The 23,258-nt window shown below is 63.3% G+C and carries 21 protein-coding genes; 5 read left to right on the forward strand and 16 right to left on the reverse strand.

Features of this window, described 5'->3' with window-relative positions; all coding sequences use genetic code 11:
- Positions 1 to 6 precede the first annotated feature (6 nt).
- From ugpE to pilM, 10 genes are all read right to left on the reverse strand, one after another.
- Positions 7 to 852: a sn-glycerol-3-phosphate ABC transporter permease UgpE gene (ugpE, locus tag BTHE68_RS11710; protein WP_162066450.1), complete on the reverse strand. Its 846-nt coding sequence runs from the start codon at positions 850 to 852 to the stop codon at positions 7 to 9.
- Positions 849 to 1,733 (reverse strand): sn-glycerol-3-phosphate ABC transporter permease UgpA, encoded by an 885-nt coding sequence (ugpA, locus tag BTHE68_RS11715; RefSeq protein ID WP_162066451.1) that lies wholly within the window; start codon positions 1,731 to 1,733, stop codon positions 849 to 851. Before ugpA ends, ugpE begins: the two co-directional genes overlap by 4 nt.
- Before the next feature lie 56 nt (positions 1,734 to 1,789).
- A complete protein-coding gene (gene ugpB, locus BTHE68_RS11720; RefSeq protein ID WP_162066452.1) occupies positions 1,790 to 3,115 on the reverse strand; it encodes a sn-glycerol-3-phosphate ABC transporter substrate-binding protein UgpB in 1,326 nt (441 codons plus the stop codon).
- 46 nt (positions 3,116 to 3,161) lie between these two features.
- Positions 3,162 to 4,382, reverse strand: a complete 1,221-nt coding sequence (locus BTHE68_RS11725; RefSeq protein ID WP_162066453.1) for a deoxyguanosinetriphosphate triphosphohydrolase — start codon at positions 4,380 to 4,382, stop codon at positions 3,162 to 3,164.
- 42 nt (positions 4,383 to 4,424) lie between these two features.
- Complete coding sequence (gene aroB, locus BTHE68_RS11730) at positions 4,425 to 5,501, reverse strand: 3-dehydroquinate synthase (protein ID WP_162066872.1); 1,077 nt, start codon at positions 5,499 to 5,501, stop codon at positions 4,425 to 4,427.
- 8 nt (positions 5,502 to 5,509) lie between these two features.
- A complete protein-coding gene (locus tag BTHE68_RS11735; protein WP_162066454.1) occupies positions 5,510 to 6,061 on the reverse strand; it encodes a shikimate kinase in 552 nt (183 codons plus the stop codon).
- A gap of 94 nt (positions 6,062 to 6,155) precedes the next feature.
- Positions 6,156 to 7,745, reverse strand: coding sequence for a type IV pilus secretin PilQ (locus BTHE68_RS11740; RefSeq protein WP_162066455.1), 1,590 nt, complete (start codon positions 7,743 to 7,745; stop codon positions 6,156 to 6,158).
- Positions 7,655 to 8,524, reverse strand: coding sequence for a type IV pilus inner membrane component PilO (locus BTHE68_RS11745; protein WP_162066456.1), 870 nt, complete (start codon positions 8,522 to 8,524; stop codon positions 7,655 to 7,657). Before BTHE68_RS11745 ends, BTHE68_RS11740 begins: the two co-directional genes overlap by 91 nt.
- The gene (locus BTHE68_RS11750; protein WP_162066457.1) at positions 8,521 to 9,204 is read right to left on the reverse strand and encodes a PilN domain-containing protein; all 684 of its coding nucleotides are present in this window, start codon (positions 9,202 to 9,204) and stop codon (positions 8,521 to 8,523) included. Before BTHE68_RS11750 ends, BTHE68_RS11745 begins: the two co-directional genes overlap by 4 nt.
- Positions 9,201 to 10,202 (reverse strand): type IV pilus biogenesis protein PilM, encoded by a 1,002-nt coding sequence (gene pilM / locus BTHE68_RS11755; RefSeq protein ID WP_162066458.1) that lies wholly within the window; start codon positions 10,200 to 10,202, stop codon positions 9,201 to 9,203. Before pilM ends, BTHE68_RS11750 begins: the two co-directional genes overlap by 4 nt.
- A gap of 250 nt (positions 10,203 to 10,452) precedes the next feature.
- Here pilM and BTHE68_RS11760 point away from each other — a divergent pair, with 250 nt between their 5' ends.
- Positions 10,453 to 12,861 carry a penicillin-binding protein 1A gene (locus BTHE68_RS11760; RefSeq protein WP_162066459.1) on the forward strand — a complete coding sequence of 803 codons (2,409 nt, stop codon included), beginning with the start codon at positions 10,453 to 10,455 and terminating at the stop codon, positions 12,859 to 12,861.
- A gap of 53 nt (positions 12,862 to 12,914) precedes the next feature.
- On the opposite strand, the gene cyaY is transcribed toward BTHE68_RS11760, so the two are convergent.
- Entirely contained in the window at positions 12,915 to 13,232 is a 318-nt protein-coding gene (gene cyaY / locus BTHE68_RS11765; RefSeq protein ID WP_062259623.1) for an iron donor protein CyaY, read from the reverse strand.
- Between the two features lie 35 nt (positions 13,233 to 13,267).
- On the opposite strand from cyaY, the gene lptM reads away from it, so the two are divergent.
- Positions 13,268 to 13,552, forward strand: a complete 285-nt coding sequence (gene lptM / locus BTHE68_RS11770) for an LPS translocon maturation chaperone LptM (protein ID WP_162066460.1) — start codon at positions 13,268 to 13,270, stop codon at positions 13,550 to 13,552.
- 42 nt (positions 13,553 to 13,594) lie between these two features.
- On the forward strand, positions 13,595 to 14,857 hold the full coding sequence (lysA, locus tag BTHE68_RS11775) for a diaminopimelate decarboxylase (protein WP_162066461.1): 1,263 nt from the start codon (positions 13,595 to 13,597) through the stop codon (positions 14,855 to 14,857).
- A 45-nt stretch (positions 14,858 to 14,902) separates the two neighbouring features.
- Here the strand turns inward: lysA and msrQ are convergent, their stop codons facing one another.
- From msrQ to BTHE68_RS11800, 5 genes are all read right to left on the reverse strand, one after another.
- Positions 14,903 to 15,556, reverse strand: coding sequence for a protein-methionine-sulfoxide reductase heme-binding subunit MsrQ (gene msrQ, locus BTHE68_RS11780; RefSeq protein WP_162066462.1), 654 nt, complete (start codon positions 15,554 to 15,556; stop codon positions 14,903 to 14,905).
- Positions 15,557 to 15,559: 3 nt separating this feature from the next.
- Entirely contained in the window at positions 15,560 to 16,549 is a 990-nt protein-coding gene (gene msrP / locus BTHE68_RS11785) for a protein-methionine-sulfoxide reductase catalytic subunit MsrP (RefSeq protein WP_162066463.1), read from the reverse strand.
- Between the two features lie 148 nt (positions 16,550 to 16,697).
- On the reverse strand, positions 16,698 to 17,900 hold the full coding sequence (gene ccsB / locus BTHE68_RS11790) for a c-type cytochrome biogenesis protein CcsB (protein ID WP_162066464.1): 1,203 nt from the start codon (positions 17,898 to 17,900) through the stop codon (positions 16,698 to 16,700).
- 4 nt (positions 17,901 to 17,904) lie between these two features.
- Entirely contained in the window at positions 17,905 to 20,136 is a 2,232-nt protein-coding gene (locus tag BTHE68_RS11795; RefSeq protein ID WP_162066465.1) for a cytochrome c biogenesis protein ResB, read from the reverse strand.
- Positions 20,137 to 20,309: 173 nt separating this feature from the next.
- Positions 20,310 to 20,984, reverse strand: coding sequence for a c-type cytochrome (locus BTHE68_RS11800; RefSeq protein WP_162066466.1), 675 nt, complete (start codon positions 20,982 to 20,984; stop codon positions 20,310 to 20,312).
- Positions 20,985 to 21,287: 303 nt separating this feature from the next.
- Between BTHE68_RS11800 and yihA the strand changes: the two genes are divergently transcribed.
- Both yihA and hemB read left to right on the forward strand, forming a co-directional pair.
- Positions 21,288 to 21,950, forward strand: a complete 663-nt coding sequence (gene yihA, locus BTHE68_RS11805) for a ribosome biogenesis GTP-binding protein YihA/YsxC (RefSeq protein WP_162066467.1) — start codon at positions 21,288 to 21,290, stop codon at positions 21,948 to 21,950.
- 257 nt (positions 21,951 to 22,207) lie between these two features.
- Positions 22,208 to 23,206: a porphobilinogen synthase gene (hemB, locus tag BTHE68_RS11810; protein ID WP_162066468.1), complete on the forward strand. Its 999-nt coding sequence runs from the start codon at positions 22,208 to 22,210 to the stop codon at positions 23,204 to 23,206.
- Positions 23,207 to 23,258: the final 52 nt, after the last annotated feature.

Consider the following 23,258-nt stretch of genomic DNA (forward strand, 5'->3'; position numbering starts at 1 on the left):
GTCTCCTTATTTTTCGGCGTCGACGAGTCCGCGCACGAACCAGCGCTGCATCGTCAGCACGACGGCGAGCGGCGGCAGCATCGCGAGCAGCGTCGCTGTCATTACGTAGTGCCATTCGGTCGCGGTATCGCCGGACGCGATCATGCTCTTGATGCCGACCACCGCCGTCTGCAGCGACACCTCGTTGGTGATGAGAATCGGCCAGAGATATTGATTCCAACCGTAGATGAACGTGATGACGAAGAGCGCCGCGATGTTCGTCTTCGAGAGCGGCAGCACGACGTCCCAGAAGAAACGCAGCGGTCCCGCGCCGTCGATGCGCGCCGCTTCCATCAATTCGTCGGGCAGCGTCACGAAGAATTGCCGGAACAGAAACGTGGCCGTGGCGGACGCGATCAGCGGCAGCGTCAAGCCCGCATACGTGTTCGACAGATGCATCGACGAGACGACTTGCACCGTTGGAAAAATACGCACTTCGACGGGCAGCATCAGCGTGACGAAGATCAGCCAGAACGCGAGGTTCTTCATCGGAAAGCGGAAGAACACGATCGCGTACGCGGAGACTATCGACACCGCGATCTTGCCGATCGAAATGACGAGCGCCATCACGAGGCTGTTGATGAGCATCAGGCCGAACGGCGCGGCCGCGTTGCCGCTGCCGTGCGTCCAGATATGCACGATGTTTTCGAAGAGATGCGAACTCGGCACGAGCGAGATCGGCACGCTGAACACTTCCTTCGAATTCATCGTGGCCGCGCAGAACGCAACATACACCGGGAACACGACCAGCGCGACGCCGAGTATCAGCACCGCGTGACAGAAGATATCGAAACCGCGACGGTTCTCGATCATGAGTATTGCACCCTGCGTTCGACGAAGCGGAATTGCACGATCGTCAACGCGACGACGATCACCATCAGCACCACCGACTGCGCGCCCGAACTGCCGATATCGAGTCCCTGAAAGCCTTCCGCGAAGATCTTGTAGATGAGCGTCTTGGTCGACTGCGCGGGGCCGCCGCCGGTGGCGGCATCGATCACGGGGAAGGTATCGAAGAACGCGTAGACGAGATTCACGACGAGCAGAAAGAAGCTGGTCGGCGACAGCAGCGGCAGCGCGATGCCGAAGAAGCGTCGCACGGGCCCGGCGCCGTCGATGGCGGCGGCTTCGATCAGCGATTGCGGAATCGCCTGCAGGCCCGCATAGAAGAACAGGAAGTTGTAGCTGACCTGCTTCCACACCGATGCCAGCACGACGAGGAACATCGCCTGCGTGCCATTGAGCGCATGATTCCAGACGATGCCCTGCTTCGCGAGCGCATACGTCACGAGCCCGATGCTCGGGTTGAACAGGAACGACCACAGCACGGCGGCGATAGCGGGCGCGACCGCGTACGGCCAGATCAGCAGCGTCTGATACGCCTTCGCACCGCGCGTCACGCGATCGGCGCAGGCGGCGAGCAGCAGCGAGATCGCGAGCCCGGACACGGTGACGAGCGCGCAGAAGATCATCGTCGTGTTGAACGACGAGAGATAGAGCGGGTCCGCAAACAGTTGCCTGAAGTTCGCCAGCCCCACGAACTCGCTCGACGTGCCGAACGCGTCCTGACTTTGCGTGGCTTGCCAGAGCGCTTCGCCCGCAGGCCAGAGAAAGAACAGCGCGGTGATCGCGAGCTGAGGCGCGACGAGCAGATACGGCAACACGCTCGTATCGAAACGAGACCGTTTTTCCATTCGCTGGTGTCCTGAACTAGGCGCCCGCGTAGCGTGCGGGCGCCGGCTGTATGAGCTTAGTTGCCGGTCTTCTCGAAGCGGCGCAGCAGTTCATCGCCGCGTTGCACCGATGCGTCGAGTGCCTGTTGCGGCGTCTTCTTGTCGGCCCAGACCTGCTCCAGCTCTTCATCGACGATGGTGCGGATCTGCGGCATGTTGCCCAGACGCAGACCCTTCGTGTATGGCAGCGGCGGCTTGTTCAGCATCTGTTTGATCGCGATGTCCGCGCCGGGATTCTTGTCGTAGAAGCCCTGCTTCTGCGTGAGCTCATACGCTGCCTGCGTGACCGGCAGATAGCCCGTGTCCTGATGCCACTTCGCCGCGACTTCCGGCGTCGACAGATACGCGAGGAACTTCGCGACGCCCTTGTAGACGGCCGGATCCTTGCCCGACAACACCCACAGACTCGCGCCACCGATGATCGCGTTCTGCGGCGCGCCCTTCACGCTGGCGTCATACGGCATCATGCCGACGCCGTAATCGAACTTCGCGTATTTGGCGATGGTCGCGCGCGAGCCCGACGAGTTCGTGATGATCCCGCAATCGCCGCTATAGAACTTCGACACCGGCTCGTCCTTGCGGCCCACGTACGTGAACGTGCCGTCCTTCGCCATCTTCTGCAGGAACTGGATATGCGCGACCTGCAGCGGCTTGTTGAATTCGAGCTTGGCATCGAGACCGTCGAAGCCATTGTTCTTCGATGCGAACGGCGCGGCGTGCCACGCGCTGTAGTTTTCGAGCTGAATCCAGCTCTGCCAGCCCGACGAATAGCCGCACGAGTAACCGGCGGCCTTCAGCTTCTTCGCGTCGGCTTCGACATCGGCCCAGGTTTTCGGCGGCTGGTTCGGATCGAGGCCGGCTTTCTTGAACGCGTCCTTGTTGTAGTAGAGCACCGGCGTCGAGCTGTTGAACGGCATCGAGATCAGATGGCCGGTTTTCGCGTCGCTGTAGTAGCCAGCAATCGTTGGCACGAAGGCCTTTTCATCGAGCGGCACGCCCGCCTGTTTGAACACGTCGGAGACGGGAATGACGGCCTTCTTCGCCTGCATCATCGTCGCGGTGCCGACTTCGTAGACTTGCAGGATCGCGGGCGCGTTGCCGCTGCGATACGCCGCGATACCGGCCGCGAGGGTCTGGTCATAGGTGCCCTTGAACACCGGGACGATCTTGTAATCGCTCTGCGACTTGTTGAAATCGTTGGCGATGTCGCTCACGCGCTCGCCGAGCGCGGCTTCCATCGCATGCCAGAACTGGATTTCCGTTGCGGCCTGCGCCGCGGTGCTGGCGCCGAACGCCAGAACGGCCGCGGCCGAGATCGTGCGGAACAAGGGCTTGCAGCTCATCGATGAGTCTCCTTTTTGCGAATTCGCGCTTCGAAAATGCGCGATATTAGTTGTTGTCGATGACAAACAGGCGTTGATACTCCTTCAATGCGTAGCGATCCGTCATCCCGGCGATGTAATGCGCGATGAGCCGCGCCTGCGAACTGTCGTGGCTCGCCGAAGGCGCGTCGTTAGCGGATTCCTCCGCCACCGGTCCGCGCGCCTGATAGGCAGGCGGCAGCAGGCGCGGATCGTCGGTGAACGCTTCGAAGAGGCCCGTCACCACGCGCTTCGCCTTGTTGGCCATCCGCATCACGCGATAGTGCCGGTACAGGTTCTTGAACAGGAAGCGCTTGAGTTGCGCCGCCTGCGCGGCGACTTCGTCGCTGTGCGCGACGAGCGTCGGGGCATTGCGCACGTCGTCGAGCGATTGCGGCGCGACGCGCTCGAGGTTGCGGCCCGTCGCCTCGATCAAATCGACGATCAGCGTATTGATGATGCGCCGGATCGTTTCATGAATCAGCCTGCGCCCCTCGATGTTCGGGTAATCGGCGCGCGCCGCGTCGAAATGCGTGTGCCAGAGGCTCACTTCGGCAAGCTGTTCGAGCGTGATGAGACCGGAGCGCAGGCCATCGTCGACGTCGTGATTGTTGTACGCGATTTCATCGGCGACATTGGCGATCTGCGCTTCGAGCGAAGGCTGCTTGCCCGTGAGAAAGCGCTCGCCGAGATCGCCGAGCTTGCGCGCGTTCTCGCGCGAGCAATGCTTGAGAATGCCTTCGCGCGTTTCGAAGCACAGGTTCAGGCCGTCGAACGCGCCGTAGTGCTCTTCGAGCTGATCGACCACCGCGAGGCTTTGCAGATTGTGCTCGAAGCCGCCGTGATCGCGCATGCAGTCATGCAGCGCGTCCTGCCCGGCATGGCCGAACGGCGTATGGCCGAGATCGTGCGCGAGCGAGATGGCTTCGACGAGATCTTCGTTGAGACGCAGATTGCGCGCGACTGAACGCGCGATCTGCGCGACTTCGAGGCTATGCGTGAGACGCGTGCGGAACAGGTCGCCTTCGTGATTGACGAAGACCTGCGTCTTGTATTCGAGCCGGCGAAACGCGGTCGAATGCACGATGCGGTCGCGGTCGCGCTGAAACTCGGTACGCGCGGCGGGCGGCGGCTCGGCGAAACGCCGGCCGCGCGATCGCGACGAGTGCGCGGCGTACGGCGCGAGATGCGCTTCGAGCACGAGCGATGACGGCGTGCCCAGTGGAAATTGACTTTCTTTTTCGGTCACCGGCTGCTCCGCATTCGTGGTTCTAGCCGCCGCTCGCGCGGATCAGACGCTGGCTGCGAGCGTCGCGCGCACGGCCTGATCGGGCGCGCTCGCGATCTCGGTCGCGCCGAAGCGGGTCAGCAGAATGAATTTGATCGCGCCGGCTTCGGCCTTCTTGTCGACCTTCATCAGATCGACGTAACGGTCGTCGCCGAGCTTTGGCGCCGTGACCGGCAGCTTCGCCGCCTCGATCAGGCGCACGAGACGCTGGCGCGCGGCTTCGTCCAGCTTGCCGAGACGCACGGAGAGATCCGCCGCCATCACCATGCCGCAGCCGACCGCTTCGCCGTGCAGCCATTCGCCGTAGCCGAGCCCGGCTTCGATCGCATGGCCGAAGGTGTGGCCGAAATTGAGGATCGCGCGCTGTCCGCCTTCGCGCTCGTCCGATGCGACGACCGCCGCCTTGATCTCGCACGAACGCTTCACGGCATGCGCGAGCGCCTCGTCGTCACGGCGATTCAGCGCGTCGATATTGGTTTCGATCCAGTCGAAGAACGCCGCGTCCGCGATCGCGGCCGTCTTGATGACTTCCGCGATGCCCGCCGCCAGCTCGCGCTCCGGCAGCGTGTGCAGCGCGCCGATATCCGCGATCACCGCTTGCGGCTGATAGAACGCGCCGATCATGTTCTTGCCGAGCGGATGATTGATGCCCGTCTTGCCGCCGACCGATGAATCCACTTGCGAGAGCAGCGTGGTCGGAACTTGGATGAACGGCACGCCGCGCATGTAGCACGCGGCCGCGAAGCCGGTCATGTCGCCGACGACGCCGCCGCCCAGCGCGATCAACGTGGTCTTGCGGTCGGCTCGTTCGGTGAGCAGCGCATCGAAAATCCGGTTGAGCGTTTCCCAGTTCTTGTGCGCCTCGCCGTCCGGCAGGACGACCGTCGTCACTTTCTTGCCGAGCGGTTCGAGCGCGGCGCGCAAGCGGTCGCCGTAGAGCGGATCGATGGTGGAATTGGTGACGATCGCCACCGACGCGCCCTTGATATGCAGCGCAAAAAGCTCAGTGCGGCCGATCAGGCCCGCCCCGATATGAATGGGGTAGGCGCGCTCGCCCAGTTCGACGTTGACGGTAATCATGGCGGACATTATGACTCAGCCGACTTGACGACGCCGGCGACCTCCAGTTGCATCAGGACCATATTGACGAGCGCGTTCACGGTCGGCCGCCCCGTTTCGACGACGAAATGCGCGCATTCGTGATACAGCGGATCGCGCGTCTGAAAGAGTGCTTCGAGCTTGCCGCGCGGATCTTCGGTCTGCAGCAGCGGGCGATTCTTGTCGCGCCGCGTGCGCTGCCAGAGATCGTGCGGATTGGCGCGCAGATAGATGACGATGCCGCGATTCTTCAGATGTTCGCGATTATCGGTCCGCAGCACCGCGCCGCCGCCCGTCGCGAGCACGATGCCGCTGCGCTGCGACAGCTCGTCGATGATGTTCGCCTCGCGCTGACGGAAACCCTCCTCGCCTTCGAGCTCCCAGATCACGGGGATGCGAGCGCCCGTGCGCGCCTCGATCTCCAGATCCGAATCGATGAACGAGCGCTGCAGACGGCGCGCAACCGCACGGCCCACGGTGGTTTTACCCGCCCCCATGAGTCCGACGAAAAAGATGTTCGCGTTCGCGTGCCCTTCCTGCAACTCGGTTTCCTTCCAGTTCGATGCAATTTGTTCGTGCGGCAGCTTAAGGGCAAACCGCCCGCTTTGTCGAGTCGCGCCGTCCTCCTGGCGCAGCTCAGCCGCTGCTCGCGATCACATGCGGCGTAATCAATATGACCAGTTCGCTTTTTGCGCGTCGCCGCGCCTCATGGCGAAACAGCCAGCCGATCAGCGGCAGTTTCGACAATCCTGGCACGCCGGTGACATCGTCGCGCTCGTCGTCGGAATAGATGCCGCCGATCGCCACGGTCCCGCCGTTCTCCACTTCCACGCGCGTCTGGACGTGCTTCGTGTGGATGGCCGGACCGTTCGCCGTCTGCTCGCCCAGGCTGTCCTTCGTGATGTCGAGATCGAGAATGACATGGCCATGCGGCGTAATCTGCGGCTCGACCTCCAGTTTGAGCGTTGCACGCCGAAACTGCACGCCCGACATGCCGTTGCCGACTTTCGCCTGATACGGTACTTCCATGCCCTGCTCGACGATGGATTTCACCCGGTCCGCCGTCACGACGCGCGGACGCGACACGATCTGCCCGCGCCCTTCCGCCTCCAGCGCGCTCAGTTCGAGATTGAGCAGGCGTGTCGCCTGGGCGACGAAGAGCGTGAGTCCAGCGGTCGCCGCATCGAAGCCGTTGATCGGCCCCGCCGACAGATCGTATACCACACCCTCCTTGCCGCCCGCGAACCCGGTCGACGGATCGTTCTGCGGCGCGACGCTCAGTTTGACGCCCAGATTGCGGGACAACCCCGCCTCGCCCTCGACGATCTTCGCCTCGATCATCACCTGCGGCGTCGGTTTGTCGATCAGTGCGATCAGCTCCGCCATCTGCTGGACGCGTGCGTCGAGGTCGGTGACGAAAAGCAGATTGGTGCGCGCGTCGGCGATGGCGGAGCCGCGTTTCGACAGCACCCGCTGCCCGCCCGCGCCGCTCAGCATCTTGCGCAGTTCTTCCGCGCGCGAGTAGCGCAGCACGAACGTACGGCTCGCGAGCGGTTCGAGATCGGCGGTGCGCGCGTGTGCCTCGAAACGCATCTTCTCGCGCGCGGCGAGCTCGGCGAGCGGCGCGACCCAGATCACGGTGCCGTGCTGTTCCATCGCGAGGCCGTGGACTTCGAGCAGCGTGTCGAACGCGCGCCGCCACGGCACGGCGACGAGATTCATCGTCACCTGCCCGCGCACCTTCTCGCTCGCGACGATATTCAGGCCCGTGAAGCGCGCGAACGCATGAAGCGCGGCGCTCAGGTCGGCGTTTTTCAGATCGAGGGTGATCGGTTTGCCGACGTCGGTGCTGTGCGATGCGCCGCTCAGCCGCTCGAGTTCGGGCAACGGCACCGGTGGACCTTCCAGTGCCTCGGCTGATTCGACTGCGGGCTTGGCGTCCACGAGTGGAGCGGGCGAAGGAGGCGCGGCGTCGATGGCGAGCTGTTCCGTCGGCTGAATATCGAACGATGCCGGCAGCGGAGGCAGCGGCGCGATGATCGTGTCCGCGCTCTCGGCGGCGAGCGCCGCGTGCGCGAATATCAGCGCCGCCGCGCCCGCACCAGCGAATCCGCGTAAAAGCTGCGCGATGCGTTTCACTTGCGATCCTCCGCGAGCGTCAGCTTGCGCGACATGCCGTCGTTGCGAGCGAGTTCGACAGCGCGAGGGAGGACGCGCCCGAGCCATTCGTCGCCGACCTTCTGTCCCGGCGCGAAGCCATCGACGTCGTGGCCACTTTGCAGCAGCGCCATCGCGCGATGGCGACCGACGAAGGTTCCGACCAGTAGCATGTCGCCACCCTGCGCGGCGGCGTCCGCACCGCCGAACGGATCGACGATGAACGCGTTCGCGCGTGGCGCGGCCGCAGGCGATACCGCTGGCAGCGTTTCGAAGATGCGCAGCGTCGCTTCGATGGCAAGCTCGCCCGTCTGTCGCCTGATCTGGACGTTTTCGGGGACGACGAGCCGCGGCAGTCCGGCGAGCGCTTCCAGAAAGCGTCGCATCTCCGCGAACGTGCCGTCTGCACGCAGCTTCAGCGCGCGCTCCGGAATCGGTTCGCGTGCTTTCGGATCGCTGCCTCTGAGCGCGACGGGCTCGATGCCCGCGACGCGCAGCCCGTTCTGCGCCGCCAGATCCGCGACGGCGCGCAACGCGTCGGAGGCGCTCCAGACTTCCGGCTCCATCCGGCCCGACGCCGCTCGCGCGCGAAGATCGGGCAATTCCGCCGCGATGCGCTCCGCGTCCCGTGCCTTCGCTTGCGCAGCCGCCCATGCCGCGCGGCTTGCATCGAGCTGGCTCGCGTCCGACATTTGCCAGGCCCGCAGGCCCGTGATGAACACAAGCAAGCCCAGGATGAGGCCGACACACGCGGTTCGAGGCCACGACCATTCATTGAGCGGCTGCAAGACGGACGGCATGCCGCGCGAATGCCGTTTGACAGGCAGGTTCATCGGAATCGTGCTCATGGGCGTTTCCCCTGCGCTGAAGGACGGGTGGCCGTCAAGATGGGACGCATCTGACGCGATGCGGCTTCGTCGCGCGCATGATCCGGCGCATAGCGCACGAGCGCGACGAACTCGAAATGCGCGGACCGCTCTCCGAAGGATGCCGGTGCGACGCGCTTGCCCGGCGTCGCAGTATCCGCGCGCCGCTTCATTTCGATCACTTCGACCGATTGCACGCCACGTAGCCCCTCCAGCCGCTTGAGCCATTGCGCGGCCGCCTGCGAATCCGGCGCGAGCGCGGCAAGCTCGACCTCGTTCGTGCGCTGCGACACGCGCTGGAGCGCGATGCCTCGTTGCGGCGGCGTGTCCGCCAGCGCTTCGAGCAGCGCGAGAAAGCGTTCGCGCGGCAAAGCCAGCGGCTGCGCGGCGTCACGCGCGCGCCGCCGCTCCGCTTCGGCGCGAATGAGCCGGGCGTGTTCGTCGACATGCGCGCCCGATGCGCGCAGCGACGTCTCCAGCGCCATGCGCCGCTCGTCCAGGCGGAGGCGCTCGAACGCATCCCAGCCCGCCACGGCGCCCACGGCGGCACACCCTGCCAGACTGATCGCGCCGATCAACGCGAGCCGCTGACGGCGCAACTCACGGCGCTTGCGCGCGCGATACGGAAGCAGATTGAATCCATCGAGCATGACGGCGTTCATTGCATCACCTCGCGCAACGCAAGCCCGAACGCGGTCGCGAATCTCGGCGAATGTTTGTTCGCAGCGAGAATCCCGGATGCCCCATTGCAGTAAGGCGCGGCCTCGAACGGCAGAGCCGGGCAGCCAAAGCTCTTGCCCAGCATCGGAAGCGGCAGACACGCGTGCGCCATCAGCTCGATCTGGCCGCCCACGTAAATGCAATCGAGCGGCGCCGCCTCGTCCGCAAGATCATGCAGCGCGTCGGCGATACTCCGATGCTCCGGCGCGGGATAACGGATCTCGTTTTCGACGCCCCGCGCACCGACCAGCCAGCCATGCAGGCCGGTACTCTCCAGCCAGCAAACGAGATAGCGCGCATCGGCGTCCAGCTCGACCGAGCCGGCGTGCCGCATCGCGCGCAACGCGGCAGCCGGTTCTCCGTCGATGGCCGATAGCGCGATGCCCGCTTCCGCCGCCGTTTCGACGCGTGCTTCGACGTGACGCCGCGCCGTCGCCGCGATCGCGACCTGCGCCTCGCCGTCCTCGCGCGCCTGCACGGACCAGTCCACCGCCAGTGCGCCGCGTTCGATGCCGGTCGCGCGTTCGGCTTGGGCGAGCACCGCCGGTTCGAGCATGCCGCGCGGATCGCCACCGATGGAGGCCGCGAGTTGCTCGTGGTCTTCCATCAGCCGCGCGAGCGGAATCTGGGTCGTGAGCGTCGCCGCAGCGGGCAAGCCCATCGCGCAGCGCAGCGCCCGCCACGCGCCGCTTTCCGGCAAGCGGCCGAACGCCTCGCGCAAAGCCGCGACGATGGCCGCACGATCGACGAAATCGCCGGCGATCACCGCCCCCGACGGCAGCGCCACCGCCTCCAGATGTTCGACACACACTGCTGCGTTAGCCCGCAATCGTCTGCTGATGATCGCGAGCCGCACCGCGTCCTCGCCCACGTCGATGCCTGCGGCATAGCGGCGCGTGACCGTCAGCATCGTGCCGCGCAGCGCGTTTTCCTTACTCATGAGCCACTCCTTCCATTCACCCGCGCACCGAACCATTCGGGCGCCTGACGTGGAAGAATTGTCGCGAGCGGCATCGGCGGCGAACACTCGGCCGAATGGCCAACGCTCGCGATAGAAAGATGATTCCCGGCACGATCGCGCGTATCTTGAAGACAGCGGCAAGCGCACGTGACCGGCGCACGCCGAACGGCTTCAGAAAAGTCCTAAACCCTCGGCAGCTATAATCGCGTGTCTGTTTTTGGTGGTGCTAATGCAATCCTCTTCCCCGAACAACCCGCCTTCCACGCCGCCCGAGGGGCAAAAGAAAGCCAAGCGTCCCTGGTGGTCGCGGCTTCTGCTTGGATTTTTCGTCAGCGTATTTGCGCTCGTGGTTTGTGCGGGTCTCGTGCTCGGCTACGCGCTCGTCGTCGCGATGCCGAACCTGCCTTCACTCGAAGCGCTCACTGACTACAAGCCGAAGGTGCCGCTGCGCATCTATACGGCGGATCACTTGCTCATCGGTGAATTCGGCGAGGAACGCCGCAGCGTCGTGCGGATTCAGGACGTGCCGGATCATCTAAAGAAAGCCGTGCTCGCGATCGAAGACGCGCGCTTTTACGATCACGGCGGCGTCGATCTGACCGGCATCCTGCGTGCGGGCTCGGTCGCGCTGACCAACGGCCACGCGTCGCAAGGTGCGAGCACGATCACGATGCAGGTGGCGCGCAACTTCTTCCTCTCGAGCGAGAAGACCTACACGCGCAAGATCTACGAGATGTTGCTCGCGTACAAGATCGAGCGCGCGTTGACGAAGGATCAGATTCTCGAGGTGTATATGAATCAGATCTATCTCGGGCAGCGCGCGTATGGATTCGCGAGCGCGGCGCGCGTGTACTTCGGCAAGGATCTGAAGGACATCTCGCTCGCCGAGGCGGCGATGCTCGCGGGTTTGCCGAAGGCACCATCCGCGTATAACCCGGTCGTGAATCCGAAGCGCGCGAAGGTACGGCAGGAGTACATCCTGCAGCGCATGCGCGAGCTGAATTTCATCACGCAGGATCAGTATGAGCAGGCGGTGAAGCAGGCGCTCGTCGTGAAGGGCCAGGGCCGCGAGTTCAGCGTGCACGCCGAGTACGTCGCGGAAATGGTGCGTCAGATGATGTACGCGCAGTATCGCGAGGAAGCGTACACGCGCGGCCTCAATGTCGTGACGACGATCGATTCCGCCGACCAGGACGCCGCGTATCGCGCGGTGCGCAAGGGCTTGATGGACTACGAGCATCGGCACGGGTATCGCGGGCCGGAAGGCTATATCGATCTGCCGTCGAATGCGGATGACCGCGAGCAGGCCATCGACGACGCGCTCGCCGAGCATCCCGACAACGGCGAGATCGTCGCGGCCGTGGTGACGTCGGCGAATCCGAAGGAAGTGAAGGCGAGTTTCATCGACGGCAACACGGCGACCATCACCGGCAACGATCTGCGCTTCGTGCAGTTCGCGCTGAGTTCGCGCGCGCAGCCGAACGCGCGCATTCGTCCGGGCGCGATCGTGCGTCTCATGAAGAGCGACGACGGCGATTGGGTCATCACGCAGCTGCCGCAAGTCGAAGGCGCGCTGGTGTCGATGGTGCCGCAGGACGGCGCGATCCGCGCGCTCGTCGGCGGCTTCGACTTCAACAAGAACAAGTTCAACCACGTGACGCAGGCGTGGCGGCAGCCGGGATCGAGCTTCAAGCCGTTCATCTACTCGGCATCGCTGGAGAAGGGCCTGTCGCCCGCGACGATCATCAACGACGGCCCGCTGTTCTTCAGCGCCGCCGAAACCGGCGGGCAAGCGTGGGAGCCGAAGAACTACGGCGGCGGCTTCGACGGTCCGATGACCATGCGCTCGGCGTTGCAGCGCTCGAAGAACATGGTGTCGATCCGCATCCTGAGTCATATCGGCACGAAGTACGCGCAGCAGTACATCACGCGCTTCGGTTTCGACGCCGACCGTCATCCCGCCTATCTGCCGATGGCGCTCGGCGCGGGCCTCGTCACGCCGCTGCAAATGGCGGCGGGCTATGCGGTGTTCGCGAACGGCGGTTATCGCGTGAATCCGTATCTGATCGCCGATATCACCGATCCGTACGGCCGCGTCGTGTCGCATCCGCAACCGCTCGTCGCGCAACAGAGCGCGCCGCTCGCGATCACGCCGCGCAACGCGTTCGTGATGAACAGCCTGTTGCAGAGCGTCGCGCAGCACGGCACGGGCTCGAAGACGAATCAGTTGAAGCGCGGCGACCTCGCCGGCAAGACGGGCACGACGAACGATTCGCGCGACGCGTGGTTCGCCGGCTATCAGCGCACGCTCGTGGCGATCGCGTGGATCGGCTATGACAATCCGCGCAGCCTCGGCGACAAGGAAACCGGCGGCGGCCTCGCGCTGCCCGTGTGGATGGATTACATGGGCCGCGCGCTCAAGGGCGTGCCCGAGTACAAGCCGATGATGCCGCCGGATATCACCCCGCTCGGCAGCGAGCTGTACTACGACGACATGACGCCGGGCCACGGCTTCGTCGCGACGATCGGCGTGAGTCAGGCGCCGCCGCAGGACGGAGTATCGGGCGTGACCGCGCCCACGCCGGAAGTCGGCGAGCAGGAAAAGCAGGACATCATGAATCTGTTCAAGGGCCAGTAAGCGCGCCCTTGCAAGGTACGAAGCGAGCGGGTCGAACGATCCGCTCGCTTTTTTTACGGCTTGAAGCGGATCGGCTCGCCCGCCTGTTCGCTCGAATACTTGCTCAACGTCGCGAAGAATTCGCTGTTGTCGCGTGTATCGCGCCAGGCGCCGTCGACGTATTTGTAGTGAAAACCGCCTGCCTTCGCCGCGAGCCAGATCTCATGCTTTGGCGGCTGCAGATTCACGATCACTTTGGTGCGATTCTCGAATTCCAGCGTGAGGACATTGCCGCTTCGCTCGAATTCGATATCGGCCTCGGCTTGGTCCACCGAGCGCTCGATGGCGGTCAGCGCGGCCTCCGCCAGCGTCAGGTATTCCTGGTCTGTCATGCTAAACTCCATCGATTAAACGTATAGGGACGGTCATGCGAGTCGTTTTCAGGATGAGCGCGATTGTAGCGGCTTTGAGCATCAGCGCCGCGGCAACACTCTCGCTCGGTGGTTGTGGGCAACGTGGTCCGCTTTATCTTCCGAAGGCGCCCCCGCTTCCGCAACGTCCCAACGATCTCCAGAATACGCCGCCTTCGAACGTGACTCAGGGCAGCGTTCCGGACACCTCGGGCCAGCCGCTGTCGCTTTCGCCCGAGACAGACCTGAAGTCCGCTCCCAACGCGGCATCGGCGCCGAAAGCCGCGTCGTCCGCTTACTGATCCTCGAGCCTTCGCCTTCGTGGCGCATTTCCGATTACACGCATGAGTGATTCCGCATTTCATTACGTCGACGGCGTGCTGCACGCCGAAGGCGTCTCAGCCGCGTCGCTCGCGGAGCAGTTCGGCACGCCCCTCTATGTCTATTCGCGCGATGCGTTGACGCGTGCCTATCACGCCTACGCCGATGCCTGCGCGGGCCGCCGTGCGACCGTGCACGTCGCGGTGAAGGCGAACAGCAATCTCGCGGTGCTCAACGTGTTCGCGCGCATGGGCGCGGGCTTCGACATCGTGTCGTCGGGCGAGCTTGCGCGCGTGCTCGCGGCGGGCGGCAAGGCGGAGAACACGGTTTTTTCGGGCGTCGGAAAATCGGCGGCGGAGATGCGCGAGGCGCTCGAAGCGGGCGTGAAGTGCTTCAACGTCGAATCGATTCCCGAGCTGCACGCGTTGAACGATGTGGCGAAGTCGCTCGGCAAGAAAGCGCCGGTTTCGTTGCGCGTGAATCCGGATGTCGATGCGAAAACGCATCCGTACATTTCCACCGGCCTCAAGTCGAACAAGTTCGGCGTCGCGTTCAACGACGCGCGCGCGACCTATGCGCAAGCGCAGGCGATGCCGAATCTCGATGTCATCGGCATCGATTGCCATATCGGCTCGCAGATCACCGAAGTCAGCCCGTATCTCGACGCCGTCGACAAGCTGCTCGAACTCGTCGAACAGATCGAAGCGGACGGCATGAACATTCGTCATGTGGACGTCGGCGGTGGTCTCGGCATCACGTATGACGACGAAACGCCGCCCGATATCGGCGAGTTCGTGAAGACGGTGCTCGATCACATCGAAGCGCGCGGCCACGGCGAGCGCGAAGTGTATTTCGAGCCGGGACGTTCGCTCGTCGGCAATGCGGGCGTGCTGCTCACGCGCGTCGAGTTTCTGAAGCCGGGCGAGGAAAAGAACTTCGCCATCGTCGATGCCGCGATGAACGATCTCGCGCGTCCCGCGATGTACGAGGCGTTTCATCGCATCGTGCCGGTCGTGAAGCACGACGCGCAGGCGCACAAGTACGATGTCGTCGGCCCGGTGTGTGAGAGCGGCGACTGGCTCGGACGCGATCGCGAACTGGCCATCGAACCGGGCGACCTGCTCGCGATCTGTTCCGCGGGCGCATATGGTTTCGTGATGAGCTCGAACTACAACACGCGTCCGCGCGCCGCCGAAATCATGGTCGATGGCGAACGCGCGCGTCTCGTGCGCGAGCGCGAGGAAGTGAAGCAGTTGTTCGCCGGGGAATCGATTCTGCTGGACTGAAGCTCACGCGCTTCAACGAAAAGCGATGCCGAGGCATCGCTTTTTTTATGCGCGCCGCCGTGTCACGCGCGTGCGAAGCCACGCGATCACACGCCAGCCGAGCAGCACGATCACGATCGAGCCGTAGATCTTCGGCAGTTCGAAATCGTGCTTGCCCGCTTTCATCCACCAGAAATGCAGGATCGCGAGCGCGGCGATCAGATAGATCACGCGATGCAAGGTCTGCCAGCGGCGCCCGAGCTTCCTTACCATCGCTTTCGGCGACGTGACCGCGAGCGGAATCAGCAGCACGAACGCCGCGAAACCGACCGTGATGAACGGCCGCTTGCCGATGTCCTTCACCATTTCGGCGACATCGAACCATTTGTCGAACCAGATGTACGTCGTGAAGTGCAACACGGCGAAGAAGAACGCGTACAAGCCAGTCATCCGGCGAAAGCGCGCGAGCGCCACGATGCCGGTCATGCGGCGCACCGGCGTGATCGCGAGCGTGATGCACAGATACACCAGCGTCCAGAGACCGGTCGAGCGCGTGATGAATTCGATCGGATTGGCGCCGAGGCCGTTCGTCACGCCGAGCACGACCAGACGCGCGAGCGGATACAGCATCGCGATGAACACGGCCACCTTGACGGGCGCCACGCGGCTCGGTGTCCGCGCCGTCGCGGCGGACCGCTTGAGTTCAGAAGCAGTCGGCATCGCTCAGAAGTTCTTTTTGAGATCCATGCCCTGATACAGCGACGCGACCTGATCGCCATAGCCGTTGAACATGAGCGTCTTGCGCTTCGGCGTAAAGAATCCGTCCTCGCCGATGCGCCGCTCCGTCGCCTGACTCCAGCGCGGATGATCGACGCCCGGGTTGACGTTCGAATAGAAGCCGTATTCGTTCGGCGCGTACAGATTCCAGCTCGTCGGCGGCTGTTTTTCGACGAAGCGGATCTTCACGAGCGATTTCGCACTCTTGAAGCCGTACTTCCACGGCACGACGACGCGCACCGGCGCGCCGTTCTGGTTCGGCAGCACTTCGCCGTACAGGCCGACGGTGAGAAGCGTGAGCGGGTTCATCGCCTCGTCCATGCGCAGGCCTTCCGAATAGGGCCATTCGAGGATCGGCGTGGAGAGACCGGGCATCTGCGAAGGATCGGCGAGCGTGATGAACTGCACGTACTTCGCGCTGCTGGTCGGCTCGGCGCGCTTGATGAGTTCGGACAGCGACACGCCGATCCACGGAATCACCATCGACCAGCCTTCGACGCAGCGCAGCCGGTAGACGCGCTCTTCGAGCGGCGCGAGCTTCAGGATGTCGTCGATGTCGTAGACCTTCGGATTCTTGATCGCGCCTTCCACCGACACCTTCCACGGCCGCGCACGCAATGTGCCGGCGTGTTCGACGGGATCGCCCTTGTCGGTGCCGAACTCGTAGAAGTTGTTGTAGGAGGTGATGTCCTTGAACGGCGTGGCCTTGTCGAGCGCGACGAACTTCGGATTCGTTTTCGCCGCGAGCTTCTGGCCTTTGGCATCGGGCGAAGTCAGCGTCGCGAAGGCGTTGCCGGTCACGCCGGCCAGGCCCGTCGCGGCAAATGCGCCGATCGATCGCAGCGCGCGCCGACGGTTCTCGAACACCTCGCGCGGCGTGATTTCATGACCCGCGATGTCATCGCCGTAAAGACGACGATCTCTTCTGATCCACATTTTCGTTCCTTCCATTGCGACGCAGGACACGTCGCCGCTGAATGCTCATACGGGGAAAACAGCAGTCTGGATGACAGTATTCCACCGCAAAACGAAAAAAAACCGCCAGCGTCACGCATGGCGGTTTTTTCTGATCCGATGCAACCGATCAGAGCTTGCCGTAGCTATGCAAACCCGACAGGAACATGTTGACGCCGAGAAATGCGAAGGTCGTCACGATCAGGCCCGTCAGCGCCCACCACGCCGCCGCCGCGCCGCGCAGGCCCTTCATCAGGCGCATATGCAGCCACGCCGCATAGTTCAGCCAGACGATCAGCGCCCACGTCTCCTTCGGATCCCAGCTCCAGTAGCCGCCCCACGCTTCCGCGGCCCACAGCGCGCCGAGAATCGTCGCGATGGTGAAGAACGCGAAGCCGACGGCGATCGACTTGTACATCACGTCGTCGAGGACTTCGAGCGAGGGCAGTCGGTCCGCCATGAAGCCGCGCTGTTTGGCGAGATACGCGACGGAAACCATCGCCGAGAGCGCGAAGCTGCCGTAGCCGATGAAGTTCGCCGGCACGTGGATCTTCATCCACCAGCTTTGCAGCGCGGGCACGAGCGGCTGGATCTGCTGCGCGTCGCGGGCGATCGAGTACCACATCAGGAAGCCGACCGCCGCGCTGATCACGAGCAGCACGAACGCGCCCATCTGCCGCGTGGCGTAGTGCTGTTCGTAGTAGAGGTAGAACAGCGCCGTGATCAGGCAGAACAGCACGAACACTTCATACAGATTCGAGATCGGAATATGACCGACGTCCGCGCCGATCATGTACGACTCGTACCAGCGCACCATCAGGCCGGTGAAGCCCATCAGCACCGCGACCCAGGTCATGCGCGAGCCGATCGCGCCGCCGGTCTGCGAACGCGTCACGAGGCCGATCCAGTAGAAGAGCGTCGCGAGGATGAAGAGCGCGCTCATCCAGAGGATCGCGGACTGGCTCGACAGGAAGTATTTGAGGAAGAAATTGGTCTCGGCGCGCGCGAGATCATGCTGGTAGAGCTGAATCGAAAACAGCGCCAGCACGGCGATCATCGCGATCAGCAGACGCACCGGTTTCCAGCGCCAGCCGAGCACGACGAACGTGGGCACCGCGCCGATCAGCACGGCAGTGTCGTACACGTCCATGTACGCGTGATAGCGGTTGAGCGCGAAACCCGCGCCGGCGACCATCGCGAGCGCGAACAGCCAGTCGATGACGCTGAGCCTGCGCAGGAACGGACGATCGTCGAACACGGCGACGTCGGGAAGGCCCGATGCCGGACGTTCCGTCTTGGCGGAGGCGTGGGAGGAAGTCTGTGTGAGGTCCATGATCTTACCGTGTTGAAACTTCCGAGCTCGATGTCTCGGATTGCGAGTGCTGGGCCGCGCCGGGTGCGGGGGACGGATCGGCCGGATCGACTGGCTTCGCGCCGAGCGCCGCCGCGATCTGCGCGCGTGTGCGGACGAACTCCTTCTCGAAATCGAACGTCCGGCGCGCCGTGGACATCGCCATCAGCACGCTCGCGCCGCCTTGCCCCGTATCCTTGAGCCAGAACCAGAGCCGGCGTTCGCGCACGTAGAACATCGAGAAAATGCCGACCACCAGCAGAAGGCTGCCAAGATACACCAGATTTTTACCTGGCGCGCGCGTCAACTGGAATACCGAAGCTTGCACCTGCTTGAAGTTGTCCAGTTGCAGGAAGACCGGCGCGCCGTACAGGAAACTGTCGGACAGCGCGTTGATGGACGACTGCACGAACGCGGAGCTCTTCTCATCCACTTTAGCGCTCGGAAGGCCGTTTTGCTCTCGGGAAATCTGCCATACGTCCCACATCGCGCCTTCGAGCATGCGCATCAGCAGGCCGGCGGCCTTTTCCTGCTCGCCCTTCGGCACCGAGCGGTCGATGAACGTCGCGATGCTCTGGAAACCGCCAATCATCTGCGGATTGGTCGTCGCCTTGCCCGTTTCGTCGGCGCCGGCAAACAGATTCAGCACGCGAATCGCGCTCTCTTCCAGATGCTTCTGCAATTCGCCGTTTTCTTGCGGAACCGAACGCAACGCGAAACGATGCGCGGCTTCGGTGCGCGTCGCGGGCGTGGCGAGCGCCGCGCGCAGGTTCATCCATTGCTTCACGGCGCCATTTTCGTCGGCGGGAATGCGCAGATAGCGGAACGGATCGTTCGGGCTCACGCGCATGCCCGCGAGGAACATGCGCTGGCCGCTGACATTGATCGGCAGCATGTAGTTGCTGTACTCGCGCGCCTGGCCGTCCGTGCCGCGCACCTTGTATTGCACCGACGGACCGATATTGCGCAGATCCGTGGGCTTTGAGGTTTTCGCGCCGGAGCCGAGGCGCTCGTCGAAGGCATCGCGCAGCGTTTCCTTCTTGCCTACGCCGCGCGCGTCGGGCGCGCCGCTGCCGTCCGTCATGTTCTCGACGTTGATCGCGCGGAAATCCGTGAATTCGACCGTCTCGCCCTGCGCGCCCGTGAACTGCGTGCCGATGGGCGCCGTGCCGCCGATCGTCCCGCTGAACGGCGCGGCCTTCGCACTGCCGCCGGTCATCGGCCAGGCCGTCATTTCGAGCTTCGAGCCGCCGTCCTGAAAGCTCGACTGATAGATCGAGATGCCGTCGTAGGTGAACGGCTTGTTGACTTCGACGCGCGCCGGAATGCGCTTGCCCGTTTTGTGATCGATCACGACGATGTCGCTCGCGAAGAGCTTCGGCATGCCGGTCGAGTAGTAATCGACGATGAACTTGTTCAGCTCGATGGAGAACGGCAGATCCTGGATGATCGATCCGTCCTGCTGGTTCAGAATCGCCGTGCCGACATACTGGCCCTCGGGCACCCACGCGTAGCCGCGAAACGTCGGGTTCGAGGTCGAAAGGCGATGCTCGGGCGGAATGTCGTTGATGACGGCGTTGCTGCTGATCGGCGTCTTGTTGAACATCCACATCTGCAGTTTGATGGGCAGATTGCTGTCCAGCAGCCCGCCGAGACAGATCACGACGATCGCGACGTGCGCCGAGATGTAGCCGATCTTGGTCATCGCGCCGCGCTTGGCGGTGATGAGCGTCGCGCCGTTGTCGGTCTCGCGCGTCTTGAAGCGGTAGCCCATTTTCGCGGAGAGCCGCTCGAGCGTCGCCACCGTCTGTGCGCGGTTCGTCGACACCGCGAATTCGCCCTTGTGATGGAACGCGCGAAGCCCGCCTTCGTGCACGCGATCTTTCCAGCTCTTGATGTCCGCGACCATCTTCGGGCTGTTGCGGATCACGCACAACGACACCGAGATCACGAGAAAGATCAGGATCAGCATGAACCACCATGCGCTGTACACGGTGTAGATGCTCAGGCCTCGGAAGATATCCGCCCAGAACGGGCCGAACTGATTGACGTAGTTGGGGTACGGATCGTCTTGCGTGAGCACCGTGCCGATGATGCTCGCGATCGCCAGAATGACCAGCAACGCGATGGCAAAGCGCATCGAACTGACGAGTTCGACAAAATGCCTGAGGGCGCGGCGGCCCGACTTCGACTGCAGACCCGATGTGGTGACGCTCATTCAAACTCCGACTGGACAGCAAAAAAGGGTGGAGACGCTGGCGGTCTCATCGACCGACGTCCCACCCTTTTCTTGTTTTCGCGCCGGTCTTCTCGGATCTTTCCGGGACCGGCTTCGTAGTATGGACGCTTCCCGCGTTCCGCCGGGAAGCGCTGGACGCTGATCATGCGCGTTTAATGCAAACCGGCGATGTAGTCCGCAACCGCCTTCATCTCCGCTTCATTCAGACGCGAGGAAATCTGGTGCATCGGCTCGCTGTTGTTGCGTTGCCCCGATGCGAAGGCGTTCAACTGTGCCACCGTGTAATCGCCCCATTGCCACGAGAGCCGCGGATACTGCACCGGAATGCCCATGCCCGTCGCACCGTGGCACGCAGCGCATGCCGGCACGCCCTTGTCCGCGATGCCGCCGCGGTAGATCTTCTGGCCCAGCGCGACGTCATTCTTGTCGCGCGCATAGTTGGGCTTGGCCTTCTGCGACGCGAAGTACGCCGCGACGTTCAACATGTCCTGATCCGACAGCGCGCCCGCGATGCCCGCCATGATCGGATTGTTGCGCAACGGTGCCTTGGCACCCGGCTGCGTCTTGTAGTCTTTCAACTGCTTGACGATGTATTCGGCGTGCTGGCCCGCGATCCTCGGAAACGCCGCGCCGGCGCTGTTGCCATCCGCCGCGTGACATGCCGCGCACACCTGGGTTGCGACGGCCTGCCCTCTCGCCACATCCGGCTTCGCCGGTTGCGCGGGCTCCGCCGCGTTCACTGACATCGATACCGCTAGTCCACTCAATCCTGCACCGAAAGCCGCCGCTGCCCGAATCACCACCAGAGACCTGTACAGTCGGTTCATTCGCGTACCCTGTTTTTCGTCTTGTGAGAATGTGAGGTTCTGCAAAAAACGACGGCGACCGATCATCGCCGCAAGATACCCGAACGCGCTGGACGAAGAGGCTCAAAAAGTGCCCCAAAAACTGTCTCGCTCCTCTGTGGGTGCCGCCTGCGGCCAGGGTCTTGCGTGCCCGTGCTGATCTTTAAAAATCCGTCGTATTGTACAATAACCCGCTACACGCAAAGACGCCAGTCGGGGCATGCCCAGTATTTGCCGGGTTCTCAAGGCTTGAAGTTTTCGCAGCTCTTTCGATTGGGCCCGCCAATGTCATTTCTGCTTCACCAATCCCGCTTCTTCACGACCGTCAATCACCTGCGCGATCTGCCGCCCACGCCGCAGCCCGAAATCGCGTTCGCGGGACGTTCGAACGCGGGCAAATCGACCGCGATCAACATCCTGTGCAACCAGAAGCGGCTCGCGTTCGCCAGCAAGACGCCGGGCCGCACGCAGCACATCAATTACTTCTCGGTAGGGCCTGAAGCGGCGCCTGTCGCCTATCTCGTCGATCTTCCCGGCTATGGCTACGCCGAAGTGCCCGGCGCCGCAAAAGAGCATTGGCAGCGGCTGCTCTCCACCTATCTGCAGAGTCGCGCGCAGCTGTGCGGCATGATCCTGATGATGGATTCGCGCCGCCCGCTCACCGAACTCGATCGCATCATGATCGACTGGTTCGCGCCCACCGGAAAGCCGATCCACGCGCTGCTCACCAAATGCGACAAATTGACGCGACAGGAGATGACCAACGCCCTGCGCGCGACGAAAAAATCCTTCGCGGAATACAAGGACGCGGGCTATCGCGGCGAACTCACCGCGCAGCTTTTCTCCGCCCTCAAGCGCACGGGTCTCGATGAAGCACATGAATTGATCGAAAGCTGGCTGATACCTGAGAAAGCGGGCGAGAACGCGGCGGAAGACGCGAAAGAGTGAGCCATCGCGCGGCGCGCGCGGCCATAAAAAAACCCGCCGCATGACGGCGGGTTAACAGCCTAATCGAATATCGACAGGCACCCGCTCAGGGAGGAGAAGCGGGGAGTCCGGCGGCAAGCGCCTCGCTCGATCGGTATGATATACCATTGTCTCAAAACGGTTTCAGACGCGGCCAAGTGCTTGTTCGGCAAGGATTTACGCGCTTTGGAAGCCGTTTTCGACGTCCTCCGGAAGACCACTCCAATTCGAGTCAAGACATGAGCTTCTACCCTCACCATCGGCCGCGCCGCATGCGCCGCGATGACTTCTCGCGCCGTCTCATGCGCGAAAACATCCTCACCACGAACGACCTCATTTACCCGGTTTTCATCGTCGAAGGCGCGAACGTGCGCCAGGCCGTGCCGTCGATGCCCGGTGTCGAGCGCACGTCCGTCGATCTGCTGATGAAGGTCGCCGAGCAATGCGTCGAACTGGGCGTGCCGGTGCTGTCGCTGTTTCCGGCGATCGAGCCGGCGCTCAAGACGCCCGATGGCCGCGAGGCAACCAATCCCCAAGGCCTGATCCCGCGCGCCGTGCGCGAGCTGAAAAAGAACTTCCCGATGCTCGGCGTGCTGACGGATGTCGCGCTCGATCCGTACACGAGCCACGGCCAGGACGGCGTGCTCGACGAAGAAGGTTACGTGAAGAACGACGAAACGAGCGAGATTCTCGTCGAACAGGCGCGCACGCAGGCTGAGGCGGGCGTGGATATCGTCGCGCCATCGGACATGATGGACGGCCGCATCGGCGCGATTCGCGAGATGCTCGAAAGCGAAAGCCACATCCACACGCGCATCATGGCGTACGCGGCGAAATACGCGTCGGCGTTCTACGGTCCGTTCCGCGACGCAGTCGGTTCGGCTGCGAATCTCGGCAAGAGCAACAAGATGACGTATCAGATGGACCCGGCCAATTCCGACGAAGCCATGCGCGAAGTACGCATGGACATCGAGGAAGGCGCCGACATGGTGATGGTCAAGCCAGGCATGCCGTATCTCGACATCGTGCGCCGCGTGAAGGACGAATTCCGCTTCCCGACTTACGCGTATCAGGTGAGCGGTGAGTACGCGATGATCAAGGCCGCCGCGCAGAACGGCTGGATCGATCACGACAAGGTGATGATGGAAGCGTTGCTCGCGTTCAAGCGCGCGGGCGCGGACGGCGTGCTGACGTACTTCGCGCTGGATGCCGCGCGGATTCTGCGGGCGTCGAAGTAAGGTCTCTGGCTTGCGATACGAAAAGGGCGCTGCTTGATGCATCGCCCTTTTT

The sequence above is a fragment of the Burkholderia sp. THE68 genome (assembly GCF_009938265.1).
In the GTDB taxonomy this organism is placed as follows: domain Bacteria; phylum Pseudomonadota; class Gammaproteobacteria; order Burkholderiales; family Burkholderiaceae; genus Caballeronia.